Here is a 25,384-nt window from a genome sequence, read left to right on the forward strand (position 1 = left end):
GTGGTAGGGAAATGAAAAATAAAAAACTTAGGTTGGGTTTATTCATAGTATTTATATTGGTTCTTGCTTTCTTTTGGGGAGGGAACAAAGAAGTTATACCATTGGAATCCGATGAAATAAATATACAAGATAGTAAAAATGAAAAGGAAAGAATTATAGTTAAAGATAATGAAAATAAGGATAAAAAGGATAAATATTTAACTGACCCAATTCCTGAAGGTAAGCCAAAACCAGTAGAATGGCAAGATATAACAAAGAATACAGATAAAGAACTAAAGGCTACTTTATCTGTAACTTGTAAGTCTATATTAAATAATATGCATCTATTTAATATGGATAAACTTGAAGTATTGCCAGAAGACGGAATCATTTATGGAACTAAAACTGTGGTGTTTTATGAAGGGGAATCCGTCTTCGACCTTCTCCTAAGAGAAATGCAGGAAAATAAAATTCATATGGAATTTGTAATGACACCTATATATAACAGTCATTATATTGAGGGGATAAACAATATATATGAATTTGATTGTGGAGAGCTTAGTGGTTGGATGTATAAAGTAAATGATTGGTTTCCTAATTATGGGGCCAGTAGATATTTGCTGAAGGATGGAGATATAGTAGAATGGATATATACTTGTGACCTAGGGAGAGATATAGGCGGCAGTTTTAGTATTACAGGAGGTGAGGAATAATGTGTGATAGTTTTTCAACATTTCATCCTATAATCAACTTCATTTACTTTACATTTATGTTAGTATTTAGTATGTTTTTCGTGCACCCAATATTTCAAGCAATAGCACTTTTTAGTTCATTTATATATTCAATAATATTGAAAGGTAAGAATGGTTTTAAGTTTAATCTTTTATATATATTACCTATGCTGTTATTTATGGCAGTTCTCAATCCTGTTTTTAACCACGAAGGGGTTACTATATTATTTTATCTTAAAAATGGAAATCCCATTACCTTAGAATCTATAATATATGGAATTTCTGCAGCTTGTATGTTTGTAACTACAATATTATGGTTTTCCTGCTATAATGCCATAATGACATCAGACAAGTTCATTTATTTATTTGGAAGGATAATGCCTAAATTATCTTTAATATTTTCTATGGCATTACGTTTTATTCCTAGATATTCAGAGCAAATAAAGGTAATTTCAGATGCTCAAAAATGTATAGGAAGGGATATGTCTCAAGGAAACATATTAAAAAGGGCTAGAAATGGCATCAAAATATTATCTATTATGACTACATGGGCATTGGAAAATGCCATTGAAACCTCAGATTCTATGAGGGCTAGAGGATATGGATTACCAAATCGCACTAGCTTTTCAATATTTCGTTTTGATAATAGGGATAAAATAGTATTTTCCATTATATTTTGTCTATCAACAATTGTATTAGTAGGGGCTTTTAAGGGAGAAAATACAATTCGTTTTTTTCCTTCAATTAAAATTATGGAAATTACAAGTTTTAGCATTATAGTCTATATAGCTTATTTTATTTTATGTATGATGCCTATTATTATAAATGTTCAGGAGGCAAGGAAATGGAAATATATAGAATCAAGAATTTAAGCTTTACATATCCTGAAAGAACCAAAAAGGCTTTATCAAATATAAATCTTATTGTAAATGATGGAGAATTTATAACCATATGTGGTGAATCTGGTTCTGGAAAAAGTACATTAATAAGGCAATTAAAAACCTTACTGACCCCTTATGGTAAAAAAGAAGGGGAAATTTATTTTCTAGGGGACAAATTGGAAAAAGTTGAAAATTTTAGACAGGTTTCTCAAATTGGTTATGTACTTCAAAGTCCAGACAATCAAATAGTTACAGATAAGGTTTGGCATGAACTTGCTTTTGGACTTGAAAGTCTAGGGTATGATAATAATACTATCAGATTACGGGTAGCGGAAATGGCAAGCTTTTTTGGTATTCAGACATGGTTCAATAAAAAGGTAACAGAACTTTCAGGGGGACAAAAGCAAATTTTAAACTTGGCTAGTATTATGGCTATGCAACCTGCTGTATTAATCCTTGATGAGCCTACATCTCAATTAGATCCTATTGCTGCTTCGGACTTTATAGAAACAATAAAAAAGATAAATAGAGAATTGGGAACTACTATTATTATGACTGAGCATCGATTGGAGGAAGTAATCCCAATGTCAGACCGTATTATTGTAATGGATAAAGGAAATATTATAGTTGATGGTTCGCCAAGGGAAGTAGGTAGAGAATTAAATAAAATAGAGCATCCAATGTTTTATGCAATGACTTCTGCTATGCAGATCTATACAGAAATAGATAATAATTTAAAAACTCCCATTACTGTAAATGAAGGGAGAAGATGGATTAGTAGCTTTATGAAAGATAAAGCAGTCAAAAAAGATATTTTTGTGGAAAAAGATATTGAAGGTGAAAGAGATATTGCTATAAGGCTTAAAGATGTTTGGTTTAAATATGATAAAAATCTTCCAGATACTATAAAGGATTTATCTTTAGAAGTAAGGAAAGGAGAATTTTATTGTATAGTAGGAGGTAATGGTACTGGAAAAACAACTATATTAGCTATTATAGGTGGTATAAAAACTCCTTATAGGGGGAAGGTTCTTATAAGAGACAAGGATTTGGGAATTTTACCTCAAAACCCCCAAAGTTTATTTGTTAAAAAGACGGTAGAATTGGACTTATATGAGATTTTATCGGATATTAAATTAACTGACGAAGAGAGAAAAAAGAGAATAAATAAGGTAGTAGAGATTACAGAAATTCAGGAATTGCTATCCATACATCCATATGATTTAAGTGGGGGAGAACAACAAAGAGCTGCCCTTGCTAAGGTGCTTTTATTGGAACCGAAGATATTATTATTAGATGAGCCGACTAAAGGATTAGATAACTTTTTTAAGGAAAAATTTGCAAGAATTATTAAATCTTTAACCAGCAAAGGTATAACTGTTGTTATGGTATCCCATGATATTGAATTTTGTGCAAGACACGCTGATAAATGTGCTATGGTTTTTGATGGCAGTATTATAAGCTCTAATACTCCAAAGAAGTTTTTTTCTGGAAATAGTTTTTATACTACTGCAGCAAATCGTATGGCTAGACATATTTGTGAAGAGGCAGTAACTATAGAGGATGTGGTTAAATTATGTCAGGGAAGTCTTTAGAAAAAAAACACTTAAATCGAAGAACTATAGTTTCGGCAATAATGATTTTAATAGTCATTCCAGCTACTATTTTTTTGGGAATATACTTTTTAAATGATAGAAGATATTATTTTATCAGCCTTTTAATTATTATATATACTATGGTTCCCTTCATTATGATATTTGAAAAGCGGGAACCACAGGCTAGAGAATTAGTTATTATTGCTGTACTAACAGCTATAGCAGTTGCTGGTAGGGGAGCTTTTTATATGATTCCTCAATTTAAGCCTGTTGTGGCTATTGTAATTATTACGGGAGTATCACTTGGAGCAGAATCTGGATTTCTTGTAGGTGCCTTAACAGGGTTTGTATCTAATTTTTTCTTTGGTCAAGGCCCATGGACACCTTGGCAGATGTTTTGTTTTGGAATAATAGGTTTTTTAGCAGGAATATTATTTCAAAAGGGGATTATCAAAAAAACAAGATTATCCTTATGCATTTACGGTGGATTATCTACATTTTTCATATATGGGGGAATTATAGATCTTGGAAGTCTTTTAATATTTACTTCTAATTTTTCATGGAAGGCTTTATTGGCAACCTATATCTCAGGGTTTTGGTTTAATATAGTTCATGCTATTGCTACGGTTTTTTTCTTATTCTTTATTTCTCAGCCTATGATTGAAAAATTAGATAGAGTCAAAATTAAATATGGTCTCATTGAAATAGAGTAGTATGGGAGATAAATTTTTATTAGTTTAAGACTCTATGTATTTGATAATAATACGGAATATACACATTATTATTTCATAGGTACGGTTGGATATGCTATTGATTTTATGTTTCCGCTATGTTAAAATAGTAATGTTTTAGGGGATATATAACTAGCTACTATATTTGTAGGAGGTGTAAATATGACAACGTTTTTTTCAGTATTGGTTCTTGTATCAAGTTTAGCTTTAATAGTTTCTGTAATAATGCAGGAAGGCAGCGAAGCAGGACTAGGAGCCTTATCAGGTGGTTCAGCGGATTCATTATGGGGTAAGTCAAGGGGACAGAGCCGCGAAGACATGCTTAAAAGAATAACAGTGGTATCAGCTGTTGTTTTTATGATATCTACTTTAGTTTTAGCAGCTAAATAACAAAGGAGGAATATAAGATGAATTTGGCATTAATTGCTGCGCCAGTAGTTGGGGTATTGGCGTTGTTATTTGCCTTATATAAGGCAAGCAGTATTGATAAAGTAAGCCCTGGAAATGACAGGATGAAGGAAATATCAAAATATATTCAAGATGGGGCCATGGCTTTCTTAAGTAGACAGTATAAATCTTTAGCAATTTTCGTAGTTGCGCTTTTTATTATTTTAACATTTGCAATTAATTTACAAACAGCTATTTGTTTCTTACTTGGTGCATTATTCTCAATATGTGCAGGATATTTTGGAATGAAGGTAGCTACAAAAGCAAATGTAAGAACTGCAAATGCTGCTATGGAATCAGGTATGACAAAGGCTTTAAATGTTGCATTCTCAGGTGGGGCAGTAATGGGAATGTGTGTTGTAGGTTTAGGAATTTTAGGGGTAGGTGTACTGTACATAGTATTTGGTGATGCAGATATTATAACAGGATTTGGACTTGGTGCTTCATCTATAGCATTATTTGCTAGAGTAGGTGGGGGTATATATACTAAGGCAGCAGACGTAGGTGCAGACCTAGTAGGTAAGGTAGAAGCGGGAATCCCAGAAGATGATCCAAGAAACCCAGCAGTTATTGCAGATAACGTAGGTGATAATGTTGGTGACGTAGCAGGAATGGGTGCGGATTTATTTGAATCTTATGTTGGAGCCATTATATCAGCTATTACTTTAGGACTTGCGTCATATGGAGAATCAGGAGTTTATTTTGCTCTTGCACTTTCCTCAATAGGAATTATTGCTTCAATCATTGGTGTTTATTTTGTAAGAGGAGATAAGGATCCTCAAAAAGCATTAAACAATGGTACATTAGTTAGCTCATTAATTACAGTGGTTGCAGGTTTCTTTTTAAGCAATTATATATTAGGATCATCTAAACCATTTATAGCAATATTATCTGGTCTTGCAGTTGGACTTATCATAGCTAGAATAACAGAATATTATACATCTGGAGACCATAAACCAGTACAAAGAATAGCAACTGAATCAGAAACTGGAGCTTCAACAAATATTATTGGTGGGCTTTCAGTAGGTATGATGTCAACAGCTGGACCTATTATTGTAATAGCTATTGGTATATTAGTAGCTTATTATGTATCAGGTGGCTCAAGTAATACAGCTGAAGGATTATATGGAATTGCTTTAGCAGCAGTAGGCATGTTGTCAACAGCAGGTATGACTATAGCAGTAGATGCTTATGGTCCAATAGCTGATAATGCTGGTGGTATTGCAGAAATGTGTGAGCTTCCAGAAAATGTTAGAAATATTACAGATAAACTTGACTCAGTAGGTAATACTACAGCAGCAGTAGGTAAAGGATTTGCAATAGGCTCAGCAGCTTTAACTGCATTAGCACTATTTTCTTCCTATACTCAAGCAGTAGGACTTTCAACTATAGATTTAACAAAGCCAACTGTTATAGCAGGTGCATTTATAGGTGGTATGTTACCGTTCTTATTTGCTGCAATGACTATGGATGCAGTAGGTAAAGCAGCTTTCTCTATGATTGAAGAAGTAAGAAGACAGTTTAGAGAGATACCAGGTATTATGGAAGGGAAAACAACTCCAGAATATGCTACTTGTGTAGATATTAGTACAAAAGCAGCACTTAGAGAAATGGTAATTCCTGGACTATTAGCAGTAGTAGTTCCTGTTGCTATAGGTCTATTATTAGGCTCAGAAGCACTAGGAGGATTATTAGCAGGTTCTTTAGTTACAGGTGTACTAATGGCTATATTTATGTCAAATGCTGGTGGAGCATGGGATAATGCTAAGAAATATATAGAAGAAGGACATCATGGCGGTAAGGGTAGCGAAGCTCATAAAGCGGCTGTTACTGGAGACACTGTAGGAGATCCATTCAAGGATACTTCAGGGCCATCACTAAATATATTAATCAAACTTATGACAATAGTGGCATTAGTATTTGCACAAATATTTGGAAATGGAATATTATTCTAGAAAAATCCCTCTTTAAGAGGGATTTTTTAATGCTGTAATAATATGGATAAATATGATATAATTATATAGTTAAGGGCATAATAATATATAAAAGAGTTGAGGTATATAAAATGGACATAAAGGGTTTAAATATAAACTACATAGTAGAAGGAGAGGGAAAGGATGTATTAGTGCTCCATGGATGGGGGGCTAATATAAATACAGTTTTTCCAATAGTTAATATACTAAAGGATAAGTTTAGAGTACATGCACTGGATTTGCCGGGGTTTGGTAAGTCTGAGGAACCAAAGAAGCCTATAGACTCTTTTAAATATGCAGAAATAGTGAAAAACTATATGGATAATATGGAAATAAAGAAAGTTATATTAATAGGTCATTCCTTTGGTGGGAAACTATCAATTCTTTTAGGTAGCAAATATCCTGAGATAGTAGATAAGATTGTACTTATAAATAGTGCAGGATTAATACCTAAGAGGGGTCCTAAGTATTATATAAAAGTTTATAGTTTTAAAACCGTGAGACTCTTATATAAAGTTTTTTTCTTTTGGTTAAAAAATGAAGAAAAGATGGAAAAATTTTATAAGAAGTTTGGTTCAACAGATTATAAGGATTCTTCAGGTGTTATGAGAAAGATACTGGTTATAGTAGTGAACGAGAACTTATTACCTTTACTAAATAAAATAGAGGCACCTACTTTATTAATATGGGGAGATAAAGATACAGCTACACCTTTATATATGGGGAAAATAATGGAAAAAGAAATAAAAGATTCAGGTTTAGTAGTATTAGATGGAACAGGACATTATTCATACCTAGATGACTATCAAAGATTTGCAGTAATACTAAGAAATTTTTTGCAATATGATGAAGAGTAGATGCAGTGAATAGTGAATAGTGAATAGTTATAAAACCAGTTATTAGTTATTCACTATATTTGTGGGGGGATTATTTTGTTAATTATAATTATTATAATGAGTATTATAGCACTAACTTTCATAGGGAATAAATCAAAATATTTTTTACATATGATTCAACTTGAGGGTTATAATTCAGAACAATTCCAGAAATGGATAAATAATAATAAAGAGAAAGCATTTTCTTTTAAAAACGATATAAATGAATCTAAGAAACCCTTAGTATTTACTAATAGGGCAAAGAGGTTATATTTTGCTAATATGATATTGAATACAGCCATAGTAGTTTTGTTTGTTTTAAAAGCTTGTAATTTTCTTAGTGCTCCTTTGGCATATATCATTGTAGCATTGACTATTTTAACCATTTTATTAGCAACATTATATTATCTTCAACCATTCTTTATGTTAATTTCAAATAATTTATTGGAGCCAATAGAAAAAAGAATAAATATGAGTTTTTATGAGCTGGCTCAAGAGAAGATAAAATCTATGAAAGAATTAAATGTAGTAGGGATAACTGGAAGTTTTGGAAAGACTAGTACAAAGTTTATAGTAGGAACTATATTAGGTGAAAAGTTTAATGTACTTAATACTCCAGAGTCATATAATACTCCTATGGGATTATCAAAGGTTGTAAATAATCAATTAACTAATAGGCATGATGTATTTATTGCAGAATTAGGTGCAAGAAATATTGGAGATATAAAAGAGGTGTCAGAATTAGTGAGTCCTAAAATAGGTGTTATCACATCTATTGGACCTACTCATATAGAAACCTTTAAAAACATAGATAATATAATGAAGACTAAATACGAACTTATAGAAGAATTACCTACAGATGGAATAGCTATATTTAATTATGATAATGAATATATTAAGAAATTAGCAGATAAAACATTTAAAGAGAAGATTCTTTATGGGATAGAGGATAAAGAAAAGTTGGATTTATATGCAGAAAATATAGAAGTATCAGAATTTGGTTCTACTTTTACAGTTAGAGATAAGGAAGGAAATTCCATAAGATGTACAACCAAACTGCTTGGTAAACATAATATTTATAATGTTTTGGCAGGTGTTGCAGTAGCTAAATCTTTGGGTTTATCATTTGATGAAATAAAAAATGGAATAGAAAAAATAGAACCAATACCTCATAGATTAAATATAATAAATCCAGGTACAGGTATTATAATAATAGATGATGCATTTAATTCAAACCCTATAGGTGCCAAGGCGGCTTTAGAAGTATTATCCCAGTTCAAAGAAGGGAGAAAGATAATTGTAACACCTGGCATGGTAGAACTAGGTTCAATGGAAGAAGAGGCTAATAAAGAGTTGGGTATAAGCATAGGTAAGGTTTGTGATTATGTTATACTCATTGGGGAAAAAAGGACTGAACCAATATGGAAGTAAATTATAATAAAGATAATATATTTATTGTGAATACTTTAAATGAGGCAACAACTGAAATTCAAAAGCTAGCAAAACCAAAAGATATAGTTTTATTTGAAAATGATTTACCTGATAACTATAGTGAATAATTGTGAAGGAGGCTCTTCATTATGAAAAAAATTGGAGTAATATTTGGAGGACGAAGTGTAGAACATGAAGTATCTGTAATTACAGGAATGCAGATAATGGAAAATATTGATAAAAGTGAGTATGAAGTAGTACCTATTTATGTTAATAAAGATGGAAAGTGGTTGACAGGAAGTAGTTTAATGGATTTTAAAAACTATAAAGATAATAACTTCAAAGATGCTAAAGAAATAATACTATCTTCTAATCACGGAGATACTAATATATATATGCATCCACAAAGTGTAGGAATATTTGGCAAAAAAATTCTTGGAGAAATAGATATAGTATTTCCTGCATTTCATGGAATGAATGGAGAAGATGGAACAGTACAAGGGATATTTGAGCTTATGGATATACCATATGTAGGTTGCGGGGTATTAGGTTCATCAGTAGGTATGGATAAAATATTGATGAAGGATGTATATAAGGCTAATGGATTGCCTGTAGTGGATTACACTTGGTTTTATAGGTCCAAATGGCTTAAAGATAAAGATGAAATTATAAAAGATATAGAAAAAAAACTGTCTTACCCATTATTTGTAAAACCAGCTAATTTAGGTTCAAGTATAGGTATTTCAAAGGCAAAGGATGAAGAAGGGCTTATTGATGCTATAGAAGTAGCTATTAGATACGATAGAAAAATAATTATAGAGAAAGCAGTAGAAAATCTTAGAGAAATTAATTGTGCAGTTCTGGGATTTGACGATGAAGTAATAACTTCTTTATGTGAAGAGCCAATTGGTTGGGAGGAAATTCTAAGCTTTGATGATAAATACGTAAAGTCTAATGAAAAAGGCGGAAAGGTAAGTGGTGAAAGAAGAATAGTACCAGCTGATATTGAAGATAACATTAGAGAAGAAATAGAAGATTTAGCAAAAAAAGCATTTATAACTATTGATGGTAGGGGAGTTTCAAGAATAGATTTCTTGGTAGATTCAAATAATAAGGTATATATAAATGAAATAAACACTTTACCGGGTTCAATCTCATTTTATCTATGGGAAGGGAAAGGATATTCTTTCAAAGATTTAATAGATGAATTGATATCTATTGCAATAAAAGTACATGAAGAAAAGAAAGAAAATATGTACTCTTATGAAGCAAATTTATTTAATAGAACACAGTATGGTTCAAAAATTAAGTAGGGTGAGCAAAGCTTACCCTAAATTTATATATTTTGGGATGATTAATAAATAATGGGTAAATACTAACAATAAAGAAAAGTATATAAAATAATAAACCCCAAATAGGGAGGAATAAAGATGAGTATTAGAGAAATGATTATAGAATTTATGGAAGAAAAGAATTATAAGCCTATGCTTAAAGAGGAATTGGCAGTGCAATTTAATCTAGAACGCAAAGATTTAGAGAGTTTCTATAAGATACTAGAAGGGTTAGAAAAAGAAGGAGTCGTTATAAAGGCTAAAAACCATAAATATGGATTAATTGATAACGATTACTTAGTTGCTGGTATTCTAGAAGGGCATGAAAGAGGATTTGGATTTGTTATTCCTAATGATAGAATAAGGGAAGATATATTTATCCCAGCTGAAAATATGAATGGTGCAATGCATGGAGATAGAGTAATAGCAAATATTATTAGAAGGCAAGAAATAGATAGAAGAGAAGAAGGAGAAATAATTAGAATCCTAGAAAGAAATAATAAGACTATTGTAGGAACCTTTGAAGATAATAGAAATTTTGGATTTGTGGTTCCAGATGATCATAAGATAGGATACGATGTATTTATACCAAAAGCTCATACTAAGGGTGCAAAAACCAATCAAAAAGTAGTTGTAGAAATAACAACTTGGCCAGAACCTAGAAGAAATCCAGAAGGAAAGGTAGTAGAAATCCTTGGATATTTAGATGAAAAGGGAACAGATATATTGTCTATTATCAGACAATTTAACTTGCCAGAGGAATTTCCAAATAAAGTACAAGAAGTAGCAAAAAATATTGAGCAAGAATTAGATTTAGAGGAAACAAAAGATAGAGTTGATTTAAGACATCTAAACACTTTTACAATAGATGGAGCTGATGCCAAAGATATAGATGATGCTGTAACTATTGAACTTAAGGAGAATGGGAACTATTATCTTGGAGTCCATATAGCAGATGTTTCTCATTATGTAAGAGAAAAGTCGGCTCTAGATAAAGAAGCATTAGAAAGAGGTAACTCTGTATATCTAATAGATAGGGTAATTCCAATGTTACCAAAGGAATTGTCTAATGGAATATGCTCACTAAATCCTAATGTAGATAGGCTTACATTATCTGTATTTATGGAGATAGATAAAAAAGGAAAAGTAGTAGACCATGAAATAGTTGAAGGTATAATTAACAGTAAACAAAGGTTAGTATATGATGATGTTTCTGATTTCTTAGAAAATGATGATGGAGAAGCTAAAGAAAAGTTATCTAAAGTAGCAGATGATTTAAAGTTAATGGAAGAGTTATGCTATATACTGTATGAAAAAAGAGAAAGAAGAGGAAGTATAGATTTTGATTTCCCAGAAGCAAAGATTATTTTAGATGAAAAAGGAATACCTGTAGAAATAAGAAAAGAAGATAGAAGAATAGCTAATAGGCTAATAGAAGAATTTATGCTAGTGTGTAATGAAACAGTGGCTGAAAGGTTTTTTTGGTCTCAAATTCCATTTTTATATAGAACACATGAGGAACCTTCGGCTGAAAAAATAGCTGCTTTTAGTAAGTTGATTTATAATTTTGGATATACATTAAAAGGACAACAAGAAATACATCCAAAAGAATTACAATTATTGACTAAAGAAATAAAAGGGAAGAAAGAAGAAACTTTGATTAGTACATTAATGTTAAGATCTCTGAAAAAAGCTATCTATAGTAGTGAACCAGGAATGCACTTTGGACTTGCAGCACAGTATTATTCTCATTTTACAGCACCTATTAGGAGATATCCAGATTTAGTTATACACAGAATAATAAAGGCATATTTAAATGGGAAGATAAATAGTCAAATGCAAGAAAGCCTTGAAGCAAGATTACCTGAAATAGCAGAACATACTTCTATGACTGAGCGAAGGGCAGAAGAAGCGGAGAGAGAAGTTGAAGATATGAAGAAGGCTCAATATATGACTAGGCATATTGGAGAAGAGTTTGAGGGAATTATATCATCACTAACTAGCTTTGGTATATTTGTGCAGCTAGAAAATACTATAGAGGGATTAGTTCACTTTAACAATATGTTAGATGATTACTATTATTTTGATGAAGAGAAATACTATATAATTGGAGAGAGAACTAATAAAATATATAGACTAGGTGATATAGTTAAAATAAGAGTAACAGATGCGGATGTCATTAGAAGAAACATTGATTTTGAATTATTGTAAGATTGACATCATCATATATATTTGTTAAACTAAATTAAAAGAAAGCTACAAGTCATCCTGAGCGACAGCGAAGGATCTTGATTTTATGTTTTCTATAATAATAATGTGGTGATAAAATGAAAAAGATAGGAACTAAAGTAGTTGCAACTAATAGAAAAGCAAGGTTTGAATATTTTGTAGAAGATACTATAGAGTCAGGATTGGTACTAACAGGTACAGAGGTAAAATCTATTAGACAAGGGAAATTAAATATTAAGGATAGTTATGCTTCTGTAGAAAATGGAGAAGTATTTATAAATAATTTGCATATTAGCCCATATGAGCAGGGAAATATATATAATGTAGATCCTGTTAGAAAGAGAAAATTACTTTTGCATAAAAGAGAAATAAGGAAATTAATGGCTGCAATAACACAAAAAGGTTATACTTTAGTCCCTTTGTCTGTATATATAAAAGATGGGCTAGTTAAAGTAGAGTTAGCTACTGCAAAGGGTAAAAAACTTTACGATAAGAGGGATGATATAGCTAAGAAAGATGCAGAAAGAAGGATGCAACAACATGCTTCTGAAAAATATAGGTAGATGCAATTGAATTGCGGTTGACATAACTCTATACATTTGCTATAATTAATTGCCAAAGGAATATAATATATGGGGGCGAATTTGGTTTCGACGGGGATGTGGAATCAGGAGTAGCGAGTCGTTGTCGCCAAGCAACGTTAAAAGTGGCAAACTAAATTAAACGCAAACGATAATTACGCATTTGCAGCTTAATTAAGCTGCTCGTTCTACCTAAGTAACCCACGGCTCGGGATAGAACGTCAATCTAGTGGGGCACCGCACTTAGCAAAGCTTTGAGCTAAGGACGGAATTTATGAAGCTACTGAAACTTGAACCTTGTCAGTAGGGGTCAGGTAGAGGGAATGTCAAATTACTGACTGCACTCGGAGAAGCTCTTGTGGAAATATTTTCGGACGTGGGTTCGATTCGGAGGAGTCGCCCTATAGAGTGATCTATAGGTGAAAATTTGGCTTTATCGGTGAAGGCTGTAAAATGCTAATACCGAGGGGTATGTGGAGAAATCCAACAGCCCTGTATCGACTTATAGACTGCTAAGTCATACGATATGCAGTACTAGGATGGAAGGAATAAACTAAACTTTACTTCCATAATACGCCAGAGGGGTTAAAGACCTCAAGATATAGTCAGTGCCTTTAGGAAACTATTGGATATCATGTCCCACCGCCTCCACCATACATAAAGAATTAAGCTCTAATGAGAAATCTCATTGGAGCTTTTATAATGCAAGAAAGTCAAGATAGAATTGTTCTTTAGCTAATTTTTGGGTTCCATTATATCTTCCATTTCTTATTGTTACTTCTTTATACTTAGAAATGATATGTTGTGCTCTAGATTTTTTCTTTTTTATAATTAAATAAGGTTCGATATCTTGTAAAAGTTGTATAGCTTCATCATATATTATTGTATATGTATAAGAGTTTTTATGTTTTTCTTCATTATAATTTTTTTTAGTAGTAATCTTATCAGATTTAACTGTATTTTTAACCCATTCCAATAATTCTAAATCTGTAGAAGCAATTGAAACATATGGAGAATGATATTGATTTTTATGGAATCTTGTAAGCATAATATTACCTTCTCCATCAATAATACCAGCTATATAAGCTTTTTCAGTATTAGTCATTGATACACCTTTAAAACTATTTAAAATAAATGTTGTTGACTGGAGCATAACAGAATATGATATTATCCAACTATCTATTGTTGGTACTGAATTTATGCTTAACCCCAACACTGGGAAAATAATTTTTAGTGATTTTCCAATTACATTTGATATTGATAATTTGTCTGAGTTTGAAATGTCTAAAGAAAAAATAACCTTATTTTATTATGATTTAGTAGAGAAAAAGCTTACATCAATAGATTCGTCGGTTGCAAAGATATTCAATCCTGAGTGGATAGACGATTTTACAATTGAATATGATAATCCAAAAGGTCAAGATAGAATAAGATATAAGTTAAAAGATTAATCTAAAAGATATAATAATCTTTTTTCCTTTTACCCTACTTAGTACATGGGAGATGGATTGAGTTTCTAGAGAAGGAATAGGTTGAAATAAGGTGAAAATAATTTAGTGTTAATGAAATATTGCTACAATAAAAACTCCTTGATTTCAAGGGGTTTTGTTTATCTTTAGGGATAAATTTAATAGAAATGTTAATATACTGGTAGAATAAAGGCAATCAAGGATATATAATTAAAATAATAGATATATTGCATAGTTGATATAATGGACAGATTTATAAAATTATATATAAATAGTATTGGGAGTGGTTAATGATGAATTATAGAAAAATTGACCTTGATTGCAGTAATATTGATAAAAAATTAGAACTGATTTTAATACAGATTGCAAGATGGCATAATCTCACGCCGAAGCTATGGATATCAGATTATAAAGTTTCCACCATAGACATAGAAGAGACAGTACAAAAAATTCAAAATACAAGAAATGAAGATTTGCTGCTTGTTATTGCAGAAGATGAAAAAGGGTATATACAGGGATTTATATGGGCTTGTAAACAAGAGAAATCTCAAGATAGTGTTATGATTTTATCTTTATATGTAACAGAGGATTATAGAGGTAAAGGTGTAGCTACAAATCTAAAAATATTATTAGAGGAATGGTGTCGGCTTGAAGGAATAAAAACAATAGAAACAACAGTACATTATAAAAATAATAGTATGATTGCATTAAATCGAAAACTTGGGTATACTCCTGGAATGGTACATATGATAAAAGAATTATAAGAAAAATATTTTATAAAAGACAAAACATAACAAAAAAAGTCGGGAACAATTACTTGAAAAGAGATAAGATATATTTACAGATAGGGGTGATGAATATGGGTTGGGTTGAAGGAATTGGTAAAGCTATTAACTATATTGAGAATAATATTACAGAGGAAATTTCAATAGAAGATATTGCAGAAAAAGCATTTATCTCTCCATTTTATTTTCAAAAAGGATTTACAATGCTTTGTGGTTTTACAGTTGGAGAATACATTAGACAGCGTAGGCTTGCTCTTGCTGGTAGTGAACTTATTTCCACTGATGAAAGGATTATTGACATTGCAGTGAAATATGGCTACACCTCACCAGATAGTTTTACAAAGGCTTTTATCCGATTTCATGGTGTTACACCTACTGCTGTTTGAAAAGATGAAGCAATGGTTAAATCATTTGCTCCACTAAAAATCAAATTCTCATTGGAAGGTGGTTATATTATGGATTACAAAATTGTTGAAAAAGATTCATTCACTATTATGGGTATATCAAGGATGTTTAAGTATGATAATGCAACTGTGAAAATTCCACAGTTTTGGACAGAGCATTATCAAACAGGAAAGGGTAAGTTTGTATGTGGAATGTATGGAATATGTATAGATGAGAGCATGATGGATTCAGATGAATTCCAGTACCTAATTGCAGATGATTATAATCCATCTTTGGAAATACCAGATGGTTTTATTACAAAGGTTATACCTAAACATACATGGGCTATTTTTGCTTGTAAGGGTGCAATGCCAAAATCTTTGCAAGATGTTAATAAAAAAATTTTCTCAGAATGGCTGCCTAATTGCAAGGATTATGAAATTGCAGCAGGTTATAATATTGAAATGTATACTAATATAGCTGATTATCCACAGGGGAATCAGGATGAAAACTATTATAGTGAAATTTGGATTCCTGTTAAAGAAAAATAATTAAGTAGGATAATGAATGGTTATAAAGAGTAAAACTCACTGGTTTTAAGGCGGTAATGCTTTAGATCGGTGGGTTGTTTTTTATTTCAAATATATTTTAAAATTAATAAAATTTTGATATGAAGATAAAATATGTTATACTCAAATCAAAAAGGGGGGATGATAGATGGAACTTAGAGAACTTATCTATATTATAACCGTTGCAGAGCATCAAAGTATTACAAAGGCTGCCAGTGAACTTTATATTTCGCAGCCATCCCTTAGCAATTTTATAATAAAGACTGAAGAAAGAATGGGAGTAAGGCTTTTTGATAGGTCCACTAACCCAATTTCACTTACATATGCAGGGGAAAGATATATTGAGATTGCAAGACAAATGATTAGACTTAATGAAAACTTGTTAAGAGAACTTAGAGATATTTCCAATGGCAGGAAAGGTAGAATTAAGATAGGTATTCCAAAGGAACGTGCAGCATATATGTTACCTTTAATGTTGCCAAAATTTCTAGAAAAATATCCTGGTATAGAAGTAAAAGTAACTGAAGCAAGAACTTCCGTTTTAATTGACAATGTGATCAAGGGACAAACTGATTTCGTTTTAATACCATCTCCTATGGACAAAACAAATTTAGAGACTGAATTCATATATGAAGAACAAATAGTATTAGTTGGCAAGGAAGATATAATAAGACGATCAGGATGCACTATAAATCCTAATAATGAAATAGATATCACTACCATAGGGAATTTACCATTATTAATACTTAAAAAAGGACATGGCATAAGGATGACTGTTGAGGGATTTTTTAGCAAATACAAAATAATACCTAATATTTCAATGGAGTTATCTAGTAATTTAACTGCATGCAGACTTGCAGCTGAAGGGTTAGGGGTTGCTATTGTACCTGAAATGACTGTTCATCTAGCTCAGAATATAAGTCAAAAAGATATATATACATTTTCCAAGAATCCCATTGGATGGGAGATTGTTGCCGCATATAGAAAGGATTCATATATAGGAACTGTAGAAAAAGCTTCTTTTGAAATTTTAAGAGTAGAACTTGCAAATAATAAGAACCTGGCTATTAAATAAGTATGATAGTCAAGTTCTTATTATTTTATAACGAATAGGAAAGTTCTGCTTTTTATATAATATACGGAATAAAAATATTAAAATAATTCAGACATATAACTTATAACCTATGACTTGCATATCTAAAATGGTATTTTACTTATACATGGCATTGGAATAGAATAAAGTTGATAAATAAAAATATAACAATCAAAGGAGGTTTCATTAGTATTACCACTTGATGGATTATAATTAGGCAAATAGGGAGGGTTATTAATGTCTGAATCTACTTTAGTAAATCAGCAGGAAAGCGTACTTAAAAGAAAACTTTATGGCATGCCAATTTGGATGCTAATACTTATTGTTGGAATTGTTTATATTGCAACTTTTACAGGGAAAATGCCCGATGATGACATGCTTAGTATTATAGGAATTATGTTTTCTTTGGGAATTGTACTTTATGAAGTTGGAGAACGTATTCCAATATGGAAAGATTACTTAGGTGGAGGTTCACTTTTAGCATTTTTAGGTGGGGCAGCCTTAGAGTATTACGAAATTCTACCTGTAAAGTATTCAGAAGGAATTACTTTTTTCTATGATGATTATGGTTTTCAAACTGTATTTATTTCATTACTTATAGTATCAGCTGTCTTGGCAGTAAACAGAAGGCAATTACTTAAGGCATTTAAAGGTTATGTACCTGCAATATTTGGTGGAATAATTGCGGCAGCTATTTTTGGATTAATTGGTGGATTATTGGTAGGAGTGGACGTTAAATCAATTTTAACTCTTTATGTACTTCCAACAATGGGTGGAGGAAATGGAGCAGGGGCTATTCCCCTAAGCGAAATGTGGGAAGCAACAACAGGTCAAAGTAAGGATGCATTTTATTCTCAGGCAATAGCAATTTTAACTTTAGCAAATAATTTTGCAATATTAGGTGCAGTAGCTTTAAACTCTATAGGAAAAAAATATCCGAATCTTACTGGAAATGGTGAACTTCTCAAGAATGCTGAAGTATATTTAATGGATGAAGATAAAATAAAAAAAGAGAAAAAAGAAATAACACAATTTGATATGGCAGGTGGACTTTTGTTAACATGTGCTATTTATGCTATGTCAAGACTGTTCTCAAAGAGTATCTTACCTGCTATAGGCCCTGTAACACTTCATATGTATGCTTACATGGTTATATTTAGTGCATTAGCAAATGTTTCAAATATAATACCGGATTCTATTAAACAAGGTACTAAGAAGTTATCTTCTTTCTTTACAGGTCCCCTTATGGGCATGTGTATGGTAGGTATAGGAATTGCTTTTACTGATTTAGGAGAATTAATTGGAGTACTTAATGTAAAAACTCTTGTAATATGTGCATTCGTAATTATTGGAGCAATAATCGGTGCGGGACTAGTTGGTATGTTATTTGGATTCTATTTTGTAGAATCAGCTATTACAGCAGGTCTTTGCATGGCAAATCGTGGAGGAAGTGGAGATCTTCAAGTATTAGGAGCGGCTAAACGTATGCAGTTAATGTCTTATGCACAAATTTCATCAAGAATTGGCGGGGCAATTATTTTATTAATCGGCAGCGTTGTATTTAGCTTCTATGGTTAATATCGTGTGTATAATTTAAAATCATTCTCATAGCTGGGGATTTTCCCCAGCTAAAATAAATATACTTTGGAGGTATTAATTTGGAAAATAAGATTGGTTATAGAATAAATCAAGAAATAAAAAGACCTAGTAAGGAATTACTAGATAGAATAAGAGAATTTAGTACATGTGAACTATGTGATGGTACAATTATTTATAACGCAATGGATTATCATATAAAACCAATGGTTACAAAGCAGAAGATTTGTGGACCAGCAATTACTGTAAAACTTCCTATGGGAGATAGTTTAATGGTAACAAAAGCAGTAGACCTAGCAAAATCAGGGGATGTTATTGTAGTTGATGGTAGAGGCAGTAAAAATAATGCTCTCTGGGGGGATCATAGAAGTCTTTCATGTAAGGTAAAAGGAATTGAAGGTGTTGTTATTGATGGTGCCTTTAGAGATTTAGAAGAAAATGAAGAAATTTGTTTTCCCATTTATGCAAAAGCAGTAACTTGTGGATCTAGTACGAAGAATTCTAATGGGGAGATAAATGTTCCTATTTCCTGTGGTGGTGTTACTGTAAACCCGGGTGATATTATTGTTGGAGATGTTAATGGTGTTTGTGTTATACCTGTAGAATACGCAGAACAGATTATGGAAAACGCACAAAAGAAAATAGATAGTATGGATATTGTTAAGAAAGAAATTCTTGAAAAGGGAAAAGTTTTGCCAGATAATTATGCAGCAAACCTTAAAAAGCTTGGATATTAGTTACTTGATAAAATAACTATGAAAATAATTTACTTTTTTATATAACAATGAAATAAGGAGGTTAAAACAATGGCATTAAACTTGGCACAAAAATTGATCAAAAGCCATTTAGTATCGGGTGAAATGATACCTGGTGAGGAAATATACATTAAAGTAGATCAAACTCTTACTCATGATATTACTGCAGTTATGGCATATCTTGCTTTTGAGGCACTTGATATTCCTAAGGTAAGGACAGAAGTATCAGTAAGCTATATTGATCACAATTTGCTTCAAGTTGATAGTAAAGGACCAGATGATCATTTGTTTCTACAAAGTATAGCAAAGAAATATGGGTTATATCTATCAAGACCTGGTAATGGAATCTGCCATATGATACATTATTCTAGATTTGGTAAACCTGGTAAAAGCTTATTAGGTACAGATAGTCATACAACAACAGGTGGTGCTCTAGGTATGTTAGCTATTGGAGCTGGTGGTATGGATGTTGCTACTGCTATGGCCGGTTTTCCTATGCGTTTAAAAATGCCAAGGATTGTAAGAGTTGAGTTAAAGGGCAAATTATCTCCTCAATGTTCTGCTAAGGACGTTATTTTAGAAATGTTAAGAAGATTAACTGTAAAAGGAGGAGTTGGAAAGATTTTTGAGTATGTGGGAGAGGGTATTAAAACATTAACAGTTGCTCAGCGTTCAACAATTGCAAATATGGGCGCAGAACTTGGAGCAACTACATCAGTGTTTCCAGCAGATGAAGAAGTTAAGAGATTTTTAAGAGGACAGGGCAGGGAAGTTGATTATGTGGAGTTATTACCAGATAAAGACTGTACCTATGACGAGTATATGGAAATAGATTTAAGTGAGTTACACCCAATGGTAGCATGTCCAGATATGCCTGACAATATCAGATTAGTTAAAGAGATGAAAAATGTTAAGGTAGACCAAGTATTTATTGGAAGCTGTACAAATGGATCTTATAGTGACATTAAAAAGGCAGCTGAAGTCTTAGATGGACATGTTGTAAATGAAAATGTATCATTAACCATTTCTGTAGGAACTAAACAAATTCTTCAAATGTTAATGGAAGATGGGATAATTCCCAAACTTTTATCTGCGGGAGCAAGGCTATTAGAATGTGCTTGTGGACCATGTACAGGGATTGGACAGGCAGCTCCTACAAATGGTATTTCTGTTAGAACTTCAAATAGAAACTTTAAGGGTAGAGGGGGTACTCAAGATGCGAAGCTGTATTTGGTAAGTCCTGAGGCAGCAGCAGCAACAGCCATAACTGGATATTTAACTGAACCATCTGAAGTATGTAATATTAGCAAACTAGCTGATATTACTGAACCTGAGGAATATTTAATTGATGATAAAATGCTTATTAAACCTATAGAAGGAGATACCACAGATGTAGAAATTATACGAGGACCAAATATTAAGCCGCTTCCCATTCCTGAGCCAATAGGTTTTACTTTAGAGGCACCAATATCATTGAAAACAGGTGATAATATAACTACAGATGATATTACACCAGCAAGTGCCAACTTCTCAGCTATGAGATCAAATATACCTTTGATTTCAGAATATGCTTTCTCACTATATGATAGAGATTTTGTACCAAGAGCAAAGGAGTTTGGCAAGAGTATAATTGTGGGTGGAGAAAATTATGGTCAAGGCTCAAGTAGAGAACATGCTGCAATTTGTCCTATGTATTTAGGTATAAAAGCAGTCATTGCTAAATCCATGGCAAGAATTCATAAAAATAATTTAATTAATCACGGAGTTTTACCATTAATCTTTAAAAATAAAGTAGATTATGATAGTCTTGAACTTGGAGATGTATTGGAAGTAAAGAACTGTGAAGAAGAAATCAGAAACAAAAAGGTCACTGTATATAATAAGACAAAGGGAACATCTTTTATATCTTTATTGGAACTTTCTGATGATGAAGTTGAAATTATTTTAGCTGGCGGACAGTTGAGGTTTATAAAACGGCAGATGGTAACCATATAATAATAAATAATATAGTATATCTCTAAAAAACCTTGATTAATTTAATCAAGGTTTTTTATGCTCCCCAAGTAATTACATAATAGCACAACAAAGTACAGTAAATACAAGATATCCAAATTTTGAGTAAGAAATATTTTATTAATGATTACAATAAATGGCAATATAGAAATATCCTTCTTGACAAAATAAGTATAATTTGTTAATTTAATTTAGTGAATACTTAATTAAATTAAAGGAGGAAGGATATGGATACAATAGAAATCATTCATGCAATTACAGAGCCCACAAGATTTCGATTGTTACAGCTTCTTTTTGAACATCATTACTGTGTTCGTGCGTTATCAAAGAAGTTGGAAATTACTGAATCGGCTGTATCACAACATATGCGTATTCTAAAAAAATATCAAGTTGTCTATGGAGTAAAAATAGGCTATCAAGTACATTATAGAGTAGATAGGCATCGTATTTCTTCTCTTTTAGAAGGAGCATTACATAGAATTTTACAATATCCATCTGAAACTGAAATAACAAGGGATTGCTCCTGTGAATTTATTTCAGAATGTATTAGAAAGGATTCTAAAATTTTGGAGGATCAGGAATATGGAAAATAATTATTTAGTAGAGAAAAAACCTCTAAATGCTTTGCTTATTTTTGCTTTGCCTATTATTATCGGGAATTTATTTCAACAAACATATACAATGGCAGATTCCGCCATTGTAGGACGATTCGTTAGTGAGCAGGCATTGGCTGCCGTTGGAGCTTCTTATTCTCTGACTAATATATTTATTTGTATTGCAATGGGTGGTGGAATTGGTGCATCTGTTACAGTAAGCAGATATTTTGGTTCAAAAGAGTACAATAAAATGAAGCTGGCTGTTTTTACGTCTTTTATATCCTTTTTATTGATTAGTATTTTACTAGGAGGATTTGGATTGTTGTTCAGTAAAGATATTATGATCCTTATGAATACGCCTAGGGATGTTCTTGATATGTCAGTAAAATATTTGAATATCTATTTTCTTGGTTTGCCATTTCTTTTTATGTATAATGTGTTGTCCTGTATGTTTAATGCCCTTGGAAAATCTAAGATACCATTGTATTTTTTGATATTTTCATCTATTTTCAATATTGTATTGGATTTTATACTTGTAACACAATTTCACATGGGGGTTACTGGTGTAGCATGGGCAACTTTAATTGCACAAGGGATTTCTTCTGTTTTATCATTTCTAGTTTTTATAAGGAAATTAAAAGAGTTGCAATGTGGCCATACAAAAGTTTTTGATAAGGCAGAACTGTGGAATATAACTAAAATTGCCTTGCCATCTATTTTCCAGCAATCTACGGTTTCCATTGGTATGATGTTAGTACAGTCAGTTGTAAATAGCTTTGGTTCAGAAACATTGGCTGGTTTTTCTGCCGCCATGCGGATTGAGTCAATTTGTGTAGTTCCTATGGCGGGGATTGGGAATGCATTATCCTCTTATACAGCACAGAATATAGGAGCAAATAAGCAAGAACGTGTAATAGAAGGGCATTACATAGCTAATAGAATGGTACTTATTTGCGGGGCAATTATTTGTTTTGTATTACAGTGTTTTAACTATCAGATTATTTCCCTTTTTCTCGGAGCTGATGGAACTAATATGGCTATTTCTACAGGACAATCTTATCTAGCTTTTATGGGCTGGTTCTTCTGTTTGCTTGGATTCAAAATGTCAGTAGATGGTTTGTTGCGTGGAGCTGGGGATATGAAGATGTTTACTATTGCAAATATAGTAAATCTCTTTATTCGTGTACTTCTTTCCGTTACCTTGGCTCCCAGATATGGAGTTGCAATGGTATGGTATGCTGTTCCCATCGGCTGGTTAGCAAATTGGATTATTTCTTCTGCACAGTACAGCAAGGGAAAATGGAGACAAATTTACTCATAGATTTCTTTTCCCTGGTGTTTTTATGAAAATACTATATGATTGTGATATTTATTTTGAATTTGAAAAACATTTTATGTGATTTATAACATAACCTTCTTTTGCTTTATAATGAGGTAAGCAAGCCTAATTACTTTAGCAAAAGGAGGTTTCTTGTATCTAAAGATTTATTAAAGGTAACTCTATATATTTATAATTTGTCATTAATATAGTCAATTCTTTTTTAGGGAAAGGATATAGAATAATATTTTTTAATGAAATATTTATTTTTCCATAAAAATCTTAGATTGTTTAGATGAGAATATTATATTATAATATCTGAATTGATTGCTTTAATTATTTTTTAAATCTTTCTTTAATAATAATTGGTTATTTAATCATCTTGGATTTTATATTTTGGTTATTTACATATTTAATGAAGATTTTTAAGATGTTATTTAATAATGTAAATAAGATAAATTTAAATTTTTATCGAAAATCCTAAACTTTTGTCTAAACTATTGACATGGTTTCTAAATTATAATATAATTTAGAAAATTTAAAATATTATATCAAGGAGGATGAAAAATTGAAAAAGGCAGCTCGTAAGCCATATTTATGGGAAGCATCCCTATCATTTGTATTCCTAATAATTGTCATGGGGACTAGTATTTACTTTTATGGAGCTAATCCACATATTCCAATGCTTATAGGAACTTTATTCGCATCACTTATAGCAATGAAAATTGGTTTTACTTGGAATGAAATTGAAAAGGCAATGTTTGATGGTATTTATCAAGCTTTGCAAGCGGTTATTATTTTAGCAATTATAGGTGTTCTTATTGGATTATGGTTGTTATCTGGTGTCGTTCCGAGTATGATTTATTATGGATTAGCAATTCTAAAGCCTGGAATTTTCTTAGTGGCAACTGTTCTTATTTGTTCAATTACATCCTTAGCTACAGGTACTAGTTGGGGTACTGCTGGAACTATTGGTATTGCTTTAATAGGAATTGCCAAAGGTTTAGGTATACCTGTACCAGTAGCAGCAGGTGCTATTATTTCTGGTGCATATTTTGGAGATAAGATGTCGCCTTTATCAGATACAACAAATCTAGCACCAGCAGTATCTGGAACAGATGTATTTACTCATGTAAAAAACATGGTTCCTAGTACATTAACTTCTTATGGTATTACTTTAGTAATATTTTTGATTATGGGATTCAAATATGGCGGTGAAGGTGTTGATATTTCAGGGATAAATGCCATTAGAGAGGGAATCTCTTCTTCATTTAATATATCCCCATTATTATTGATACCTCCTATAGCTGTAATAGTATCCATAGCATTTAAATTACCTGCAATACCTGGCATTACTATTGGTATAGTCTTGGGTGGAATCTTTGGTGTAGTTATGCAAGGTGCACATTTGGGAGATTTATTAACTGCAGCATATGAAGGATTTACATCGGAAACAGGAATTGAAATGATAGATGAGTTATTATCTGCTGGAGGATTAAATGGTATGATGTATTCCATCTCACTTACGATTATAGCCATGATGTTTGGTGGTATAATGGAAAAGACTGGACAGCTTGAGGTCATAGTAGGAGCTGTGCTAAAGAGGGTAAAACGTATAGGTTCATTGGTGACTATGACCATATTCACCTGTGTAGTTAGTAATGCAACAATGCCGGAGCAATATATTTCAATAGTAGTACCGGGAAGAATGTATGCTAAGTCATATAGGGAAAAAGGTTTACATCCTAAAGTTTTATCTAATACTTTAGAGAGTGCTGGGACGCTTACTTCTGCCCTTATACCTTGGAATACATGTGGTGCCTTCCTTTATAGTATTCTCGGAGTTACAGCATTTGAATATGGTAGATATGCATTTTTTAATTATTTAACGCCTATAATAGTTATTATATTTGCATATTTAGGACTAAATTTACCTAAAATAGAAGATGACCCAGATACTGTAGTAGGTTTAGAGAATGGAAAGAATATAAATATATAATTAAATTTTAATAAGTAAAGTAA

Annotated in this window: 24 protein-coding genes and 1 other RNA gene; 24 read left to right on the forward strand and 1 reads right to left on the reverse strand. The window is 31.8% G+C overall.

The window, feature by feature from the left end:
* Nucleotides 1–11: 11 nt before the first annotated feature.
* From RT714_RS07635 to ssrA, 13 genes are all read left to right on the forward strand, one after another.
* Nucleotides 12–692 carry a DUF4430 domain-containing protein gene (locus RT714_RS07635; protein WP_313756985.1) on the forward strand — a complete coding sequence of 227 codons (681 nt, stop codon included), beginning with the start codon at nt 12–14 and terminating at the stop codon, nt 690–692.
* Nucleotides 692–1,582: an energy-coupling factor transporter transmembrane component T gene (locus RT714_RS07640; RefSeq protein ID WP_313756986.1), complete on the forward strand. Its 891-nt coding sequence runs from the start codon at nt 692–694 to the stop codon at nt 1,580–1,582. The genes RT714_RS07635 and RT714_RS07640 overlap by 1 nt, the downstream gene beginning before the upstream one ends.
* Entirely contained in the window at nt 1,555–3,186 is a 1,632-nt protein-coding gene (locus tag RT714_RS07645; RefSeq protein ID WP_313756987.1) for an energy-coupling factor transporter ATPase, read from the forward strand. Before RT714_RS07640 ends, RT714_RS07645 begins: the two co-directional genes overlap by 28 nt.
* Nucleotides 3,168–3,899 carry an ECF transporter S component gene (locus tag RT714_RS07650; protein ID WP_313756988.1) on the forward strand — a complete coding sequence of 244 codons (732 nt, stop codon included), beginning with the start codon at nt 3,168–3,170 and terminating at the stop codon, nt 3,897–3,899. The genes RT714_RS07645 and RT714_RS07650 overlap by 19 nt, the downstream gene beginning before the upstream one ends.
* A 180-nt stretch (nt 3,900–4,079) precedes the next feature.
* Entirely contained in the window at nt 4,080–4,307 is a 228-nt protein-coding gene (gene secG / locus RT714_RS07655) for a preprotein translocase subunit SecG (protein WP_313756989.1), read from the forward strand.
* 17 nt (nt 4,308–4,324) lie between these two features.
* Nucleotides 4,325–6,319, forward strand: a complete 1,995-nt coding sequence (locus tag RT714_RS07660; protein ID WP_313756990.1) for a sodium-translocating pyrophosphatase — start codon at nt 4,325–4,327, stop codon at nt 6,317–6,319.
* Between the two features lie 110 nt (nt 6,320–6,429).
* The gene (locus RT714_RS07665; protein ID WP_313756991.1) at nt 6,430–7,194 is read left to right on the forward strand and encodes an alpha/beta hydrolase; all 765 of its coding nucleotides are present in this window, start codon (nt 6,430–6,432) and stop codon (nt 7,192–7,194) included.
* A 75-nt stretch (nt 7,195–7,269) separates the two neighbouring features.
* Nucleotides 7,270–8,643, forward strand: a complete 1,374-nt coding sequence (gene murF, locus RT714_RS07670) for a UDP-N-acetylmuramoyl-tripeptide--D-alanyl-D-alanine ligase (protein WP_313756992.1) — start codon at nt 7,270–7,272, stop codon at nt 8,641–8,643.
* Nucleotides 8,634–8,771: a hypothetical protein gene (locus RT714_RS07675; RefSeq protein WP_313756993.1), complete on the forward strand. Its 138-nt coding sequence runs from the start codon at nt 8,634–8,636 to the stop codon at nt 8,769–8,771. The genes murF and RT714_RS07675 overlap by 10 nt, the downstream gene beginning before the upstream one ends.
* A gap of 21 nt (nt 8,772–8,792) precedes the next feature.
* The gene (locus RT714_RS07680) at nt 8,793–9,956 is read left to right on the forward strand and encodes a D-alanine--D-alanine ligase family protein (protein WP_313756994.1); all 1,164 of its coding nucleotides are present in this window, start codon (nt 8,793–8,795) and stop codon (nt 9,954–9,956) included.
* A gap of 117 nt (nt 9,957–10,073) precedes the next feature.
* Entirely contained in the window at nt 10,074–12,185 is a 2,112-nt protein-coding gene (gene rnr / locus RT714_RS07685) for a ribonuclease R (RefSeq protein ID WP_313756995.1), read from the forward strand.
* A 116-nt stretch (nt 12,186–12,301) separates the two neighbouring features.
* Nucleotides 12,302–12,766 (forward strand): SsrA-binding protein SmpB, encoded by a 465-nt coding sequence (smpB, locus tag RT714_RS07690; RefSeq protein ID WP_313756996.1) that lies wholly within the window; start codon nt 12,302–12,304, stop codon nt 12,764–12,766.
* 80 nt (nt 12,767–12,846) lie between these two features.
* Nucleotides 12,847–13,175, forward strand: a transfer-messenger RNA (tmRNA) gene (ssrA, locus tag RT714_RS07695).
* 306 nt (nt 13,176–13,481) lie between these two features.
* Here the strand turns inward: ssrA and RT714_RS07700 are convergent.
* Entirely contained in the window at nt 13,482–13,997 is a 516-nt protein-coding gene (locus tag RT714_RS07700) for an LAGLIDADG family homing endonuclease (RefSeq protein ID WP_313756997.1), read from the reverse strand.
* Between RT714_RS07700 and RT714_RS07705 the strand changes: the two genes are divergently transcribed.
* The 11 genes from RT714_RS07705 to nhaC all read left to right on the forward strand — a co-directional run bounded on the left by RT714_RS07705 (nt 13,984) and on the right by nhaC (nt 25,361).
* Nucleotides 13,984–14,235 (forward strand): hypothetical protein, encoded by a 252-nt coding sequence (locus RT714_RS07705; protein ID WP_313756998.1) that lies wholly within the window; start codon nt 13,984–13,986, stop codon nt 14,233–14,235. The genes RT714_RS07700 and RT714_RS07705 overlap by 14 nt on opposite strands.
* 311 nt (nt 14,236–14,546) lie before the next feature.
* Nucleotides 14,547–15,017 (forward strand): GNAT family N-acetyltransferase, encoded by a 471-nt coding sequence (locus RT714_RS07710; protein WP_313756999.1) that lies wholly within the window; start codon nt 14,547–14,549, stop codon nt 15,015–15,017.
* Nucleotides 15,018–15,112: 95 nt separating this feature from the next.
* Entirely contained in the window at nt 15,113–15,424 is a 312-nt protein-coding gene (locus RT714_RS07715; protein WP_313757000.1) for an AraC family transcriptional regulator, read from the forward strand.
* A 69-nt stretch (nt 15,425–15,493) separates the two neighbouring features.
* Complete coding sequence (locus tag RT714_RS07720) at nt 15,494–15,973, forward strand: GyrI-like domain-containing protein (protein WP_313757001.1); 480 nt, start codon at nt 15,494–15,496, stop codon at nt 15,971–15,973.
* Nucleotides 15,974–16,139: 166 nt separating this feature from the next.
* Entirely contained in the window at nt 16,140–17,066 is a 927-nt protein-coding gene (locus RT714_RS07725) for a LysR family transcriptional regulator (protein ID WP_313757002.1), read from the forward strand.
* A gap of 255 nt (nt 17,067–17,321) precedes the next feature.
* Nucleotides 17,322–18,662, forward strand: a complete 1,341-nt coding sequence (locus RT714_RS07730) for a 2-hydroxycarboxylate transporter family protein (protein ID WP_313757003.1) — start codon at nt 17,322–17,324, stop codon at nt 18,660–18,662.
* An 80-nt stretch (nt 18,663–18,742) separates the two neighbouring features.
* Nucleotides 18,743–19,417 carry an RraA family protein gene (locus RT714_RS07735; RefSeq protein WP_313757004.1) on the forward strand — a complete coding sequence of 225 codons (675 nt, stop codon included), beginning with the start codon at nt 18,743–18,745 and terminating at the stop codon, nt 19,415–19,417.
* A gap of 69 nt (nt 19,418–19,486) precedes the next feature.
* A complete protein-coding gene (locus RT714_RS07740; RefSeq protein ID WP_313757005.1) occupies nt 19,487–21,430 on the forward strand; it encodes an aconitate hydratase in 1,944 nt (647 codons plus the stop codon).
* Nucleotides 21,431–21,675: 245 nt separating this feature from the next.
* A complete protein-coding gene (locus RT714_RS07745; protein ID WP_313757006.1) occupies nt 21,676–22,041 on the forward strand; it encodes a metalloregulator ArsR/SmtB family transcription factor in 366 nt (121 codons plus the stop codon).
* Complete coding sequence (locus RT714_RS07750) at nt 22,031–23,365, forward strand: MATE family efflux transporter (RefSeq protein ID WP_313757007.1); 1,335 nt, start codon at nt 22,031–22,033, stop codon at nt 23,363–23,365. The genes RT714_RS07745 and RT714_RS07750 overlap by 11 nt, the downstream gene beginning before the upstream one ends.
* A 565-nt stretch (nt 23,366–23,930) precedes the next feature.
* Nucleotides 23,931–25,361: a Na+/H+ antiporter NhaC gene (gene nhaC, locus RT714_RS07755; protein ID WP_313757008.1), complete on the forward strand. Its 1,431-nt coding sequence runs from the start codon at nt 23,931–23,933 to the stop codon at nt 25,359–25,361.
* The last annotated feature ends 23 nt before the right edge of the window (nt 25,362–25,384 follow it).

This window comes from Tissierella sp., from assembly GCF_032104385.1.
GTDB lineage: Bacteria > Bacillota > Clostridia > Tissierellales > Tissierellaceae > Tissierella.

Bases quoted from the DNA above. Each gene is read 5' to 3' on its own strand.
- RT714_RS07650 (WP_313756988.1), top strand. From the start codon at position 3,168: ATGTCAGGGAAGTCTTTAGAAAAAAAACACTTAAATCGAAGAACTATA.
- smpB (WP_313756996.1), top strand. From the start codon at position 12,302: ATGAAAAAGATAGGAACTAAAGTAGTTGCAACTAATAGAAAAGCAAGG.
- RT714_RS07680 (WP_313756994.1), top strand. From the start codon at position 8,793: ATGAAAAAAATTGGAGTAATATTTGGAGGACGAAGTGTAGAACATGAA.
- RT714_RS07710 (WP_313756999.1), top strand. From the start codon at position 14,547: ATGAATTATAGAAAAATTGACCTTGATTGCAGTAATATTGATAAAAAA.
- RT714_RS07720 (WP_313757001.1), top strand. From the start codon at position 15,494: ATGGATTACAAAATTGTTGAAAAAGATTCATTCACTATTATGGGTATA.
- RT714_RS07640 (WP_313756986.1), top strand. From the start codon at position 692: ATGTGTGATAGTTTTTCAACATTTCATCCTATAATCAACTTCATTTAC.
- RT714_RS07645 (WP_313756987.1), top strand. From the start codon at position 1,555: ATGGAAATATATAGAATCAAGAATTTAAGCTTTACATATCCTGAAAGA.
- secG (WP_313756989.1), top strand. From the start codon at position 4,080: ATGACAACGTTTTTTTCAGTATTGGTTCTTGTATCAAGTTTAGCTTTA.
- RT714_RS07705 (WP_313756998.1), top strand. From the start codon at position 13,984: ATGCTTAACCCCAACACTGGGAAAATAATTTTTAGTGATTTTCCAATT.
- RT714_RS07725 (WP_313757002.1), top strand. From the start codon at position 16,140: ATGGAACTTAGAGAACTTATCTATATTATAACCGTTGCAGAGCATCAA.
- RT714_RS07715 (WP_313757000.1), top strand. From the start codon at position 15,113: ATGGGTTGGGTTGAAGGAATTGGTAAAGCTATTAACTATATTGAGAAT.
- RT714_RS07750 (WP_313757007.1), top strand. From the start codon at position 22,031: ATGGAAAATAATTATTTAGTAGAGAAAAAACCTCTAAATGCTTTGCTT.
- RT714_RS07730 (WP_313757003.1), top strand. From the start codon at position 17,322: ATGTCTGAATCTACTTTAGTAAATCAGCAGGAAAGCGTACTTAAAAGA.
- RT714_RS07665 (WP_313756991.1), top strand. From the start codon at position 6,430: ATGGACATAAAGGGTTTAAATATAAACTACATAGTAGAAGGAGAGGGA.
- RT714_RS07740 (WP_313757005.1), top strand. From the start codon at position 19,487: ATGGCATTAAACTTGGCACAAAAATTGATCAAAAGCCATTTAGTATCG.
- RT714_RS07660 (WP_313756990.1), top strand. From the start codon at position 4,325: ATGAATTTGGCATTAATTGCTGCGCCAGTAGTTGGGGTATTGGCGTTG.
- RT714_RS07745 (WP_313757006.1), top strand. From the start codon at position 21,676: ATGGATACAATAGAAATCATTCATGCAATTACAGAGCCCACAAGATTT.
- RT714_RS07635 (WP_313756985.1), top strand. From the start codon at position 12: ATGAAAAATAAAAAACTTAGGTTGGGTTTATTCATAGTATTTATATTG.
- RT714_RS07675 (WP_313756993.1), top strand. From the start codon at position 8,634: ATGGAAGTAAATTATAATAAAGATAATATATTTATTGTGAATACTTTA.
- rnr (WP_313756995.1), top strand. From the start codon at position 10,074: ATGAGTATTAGAGAAATGATTATAGAATTTATGGAAGAAAAGAATTAT.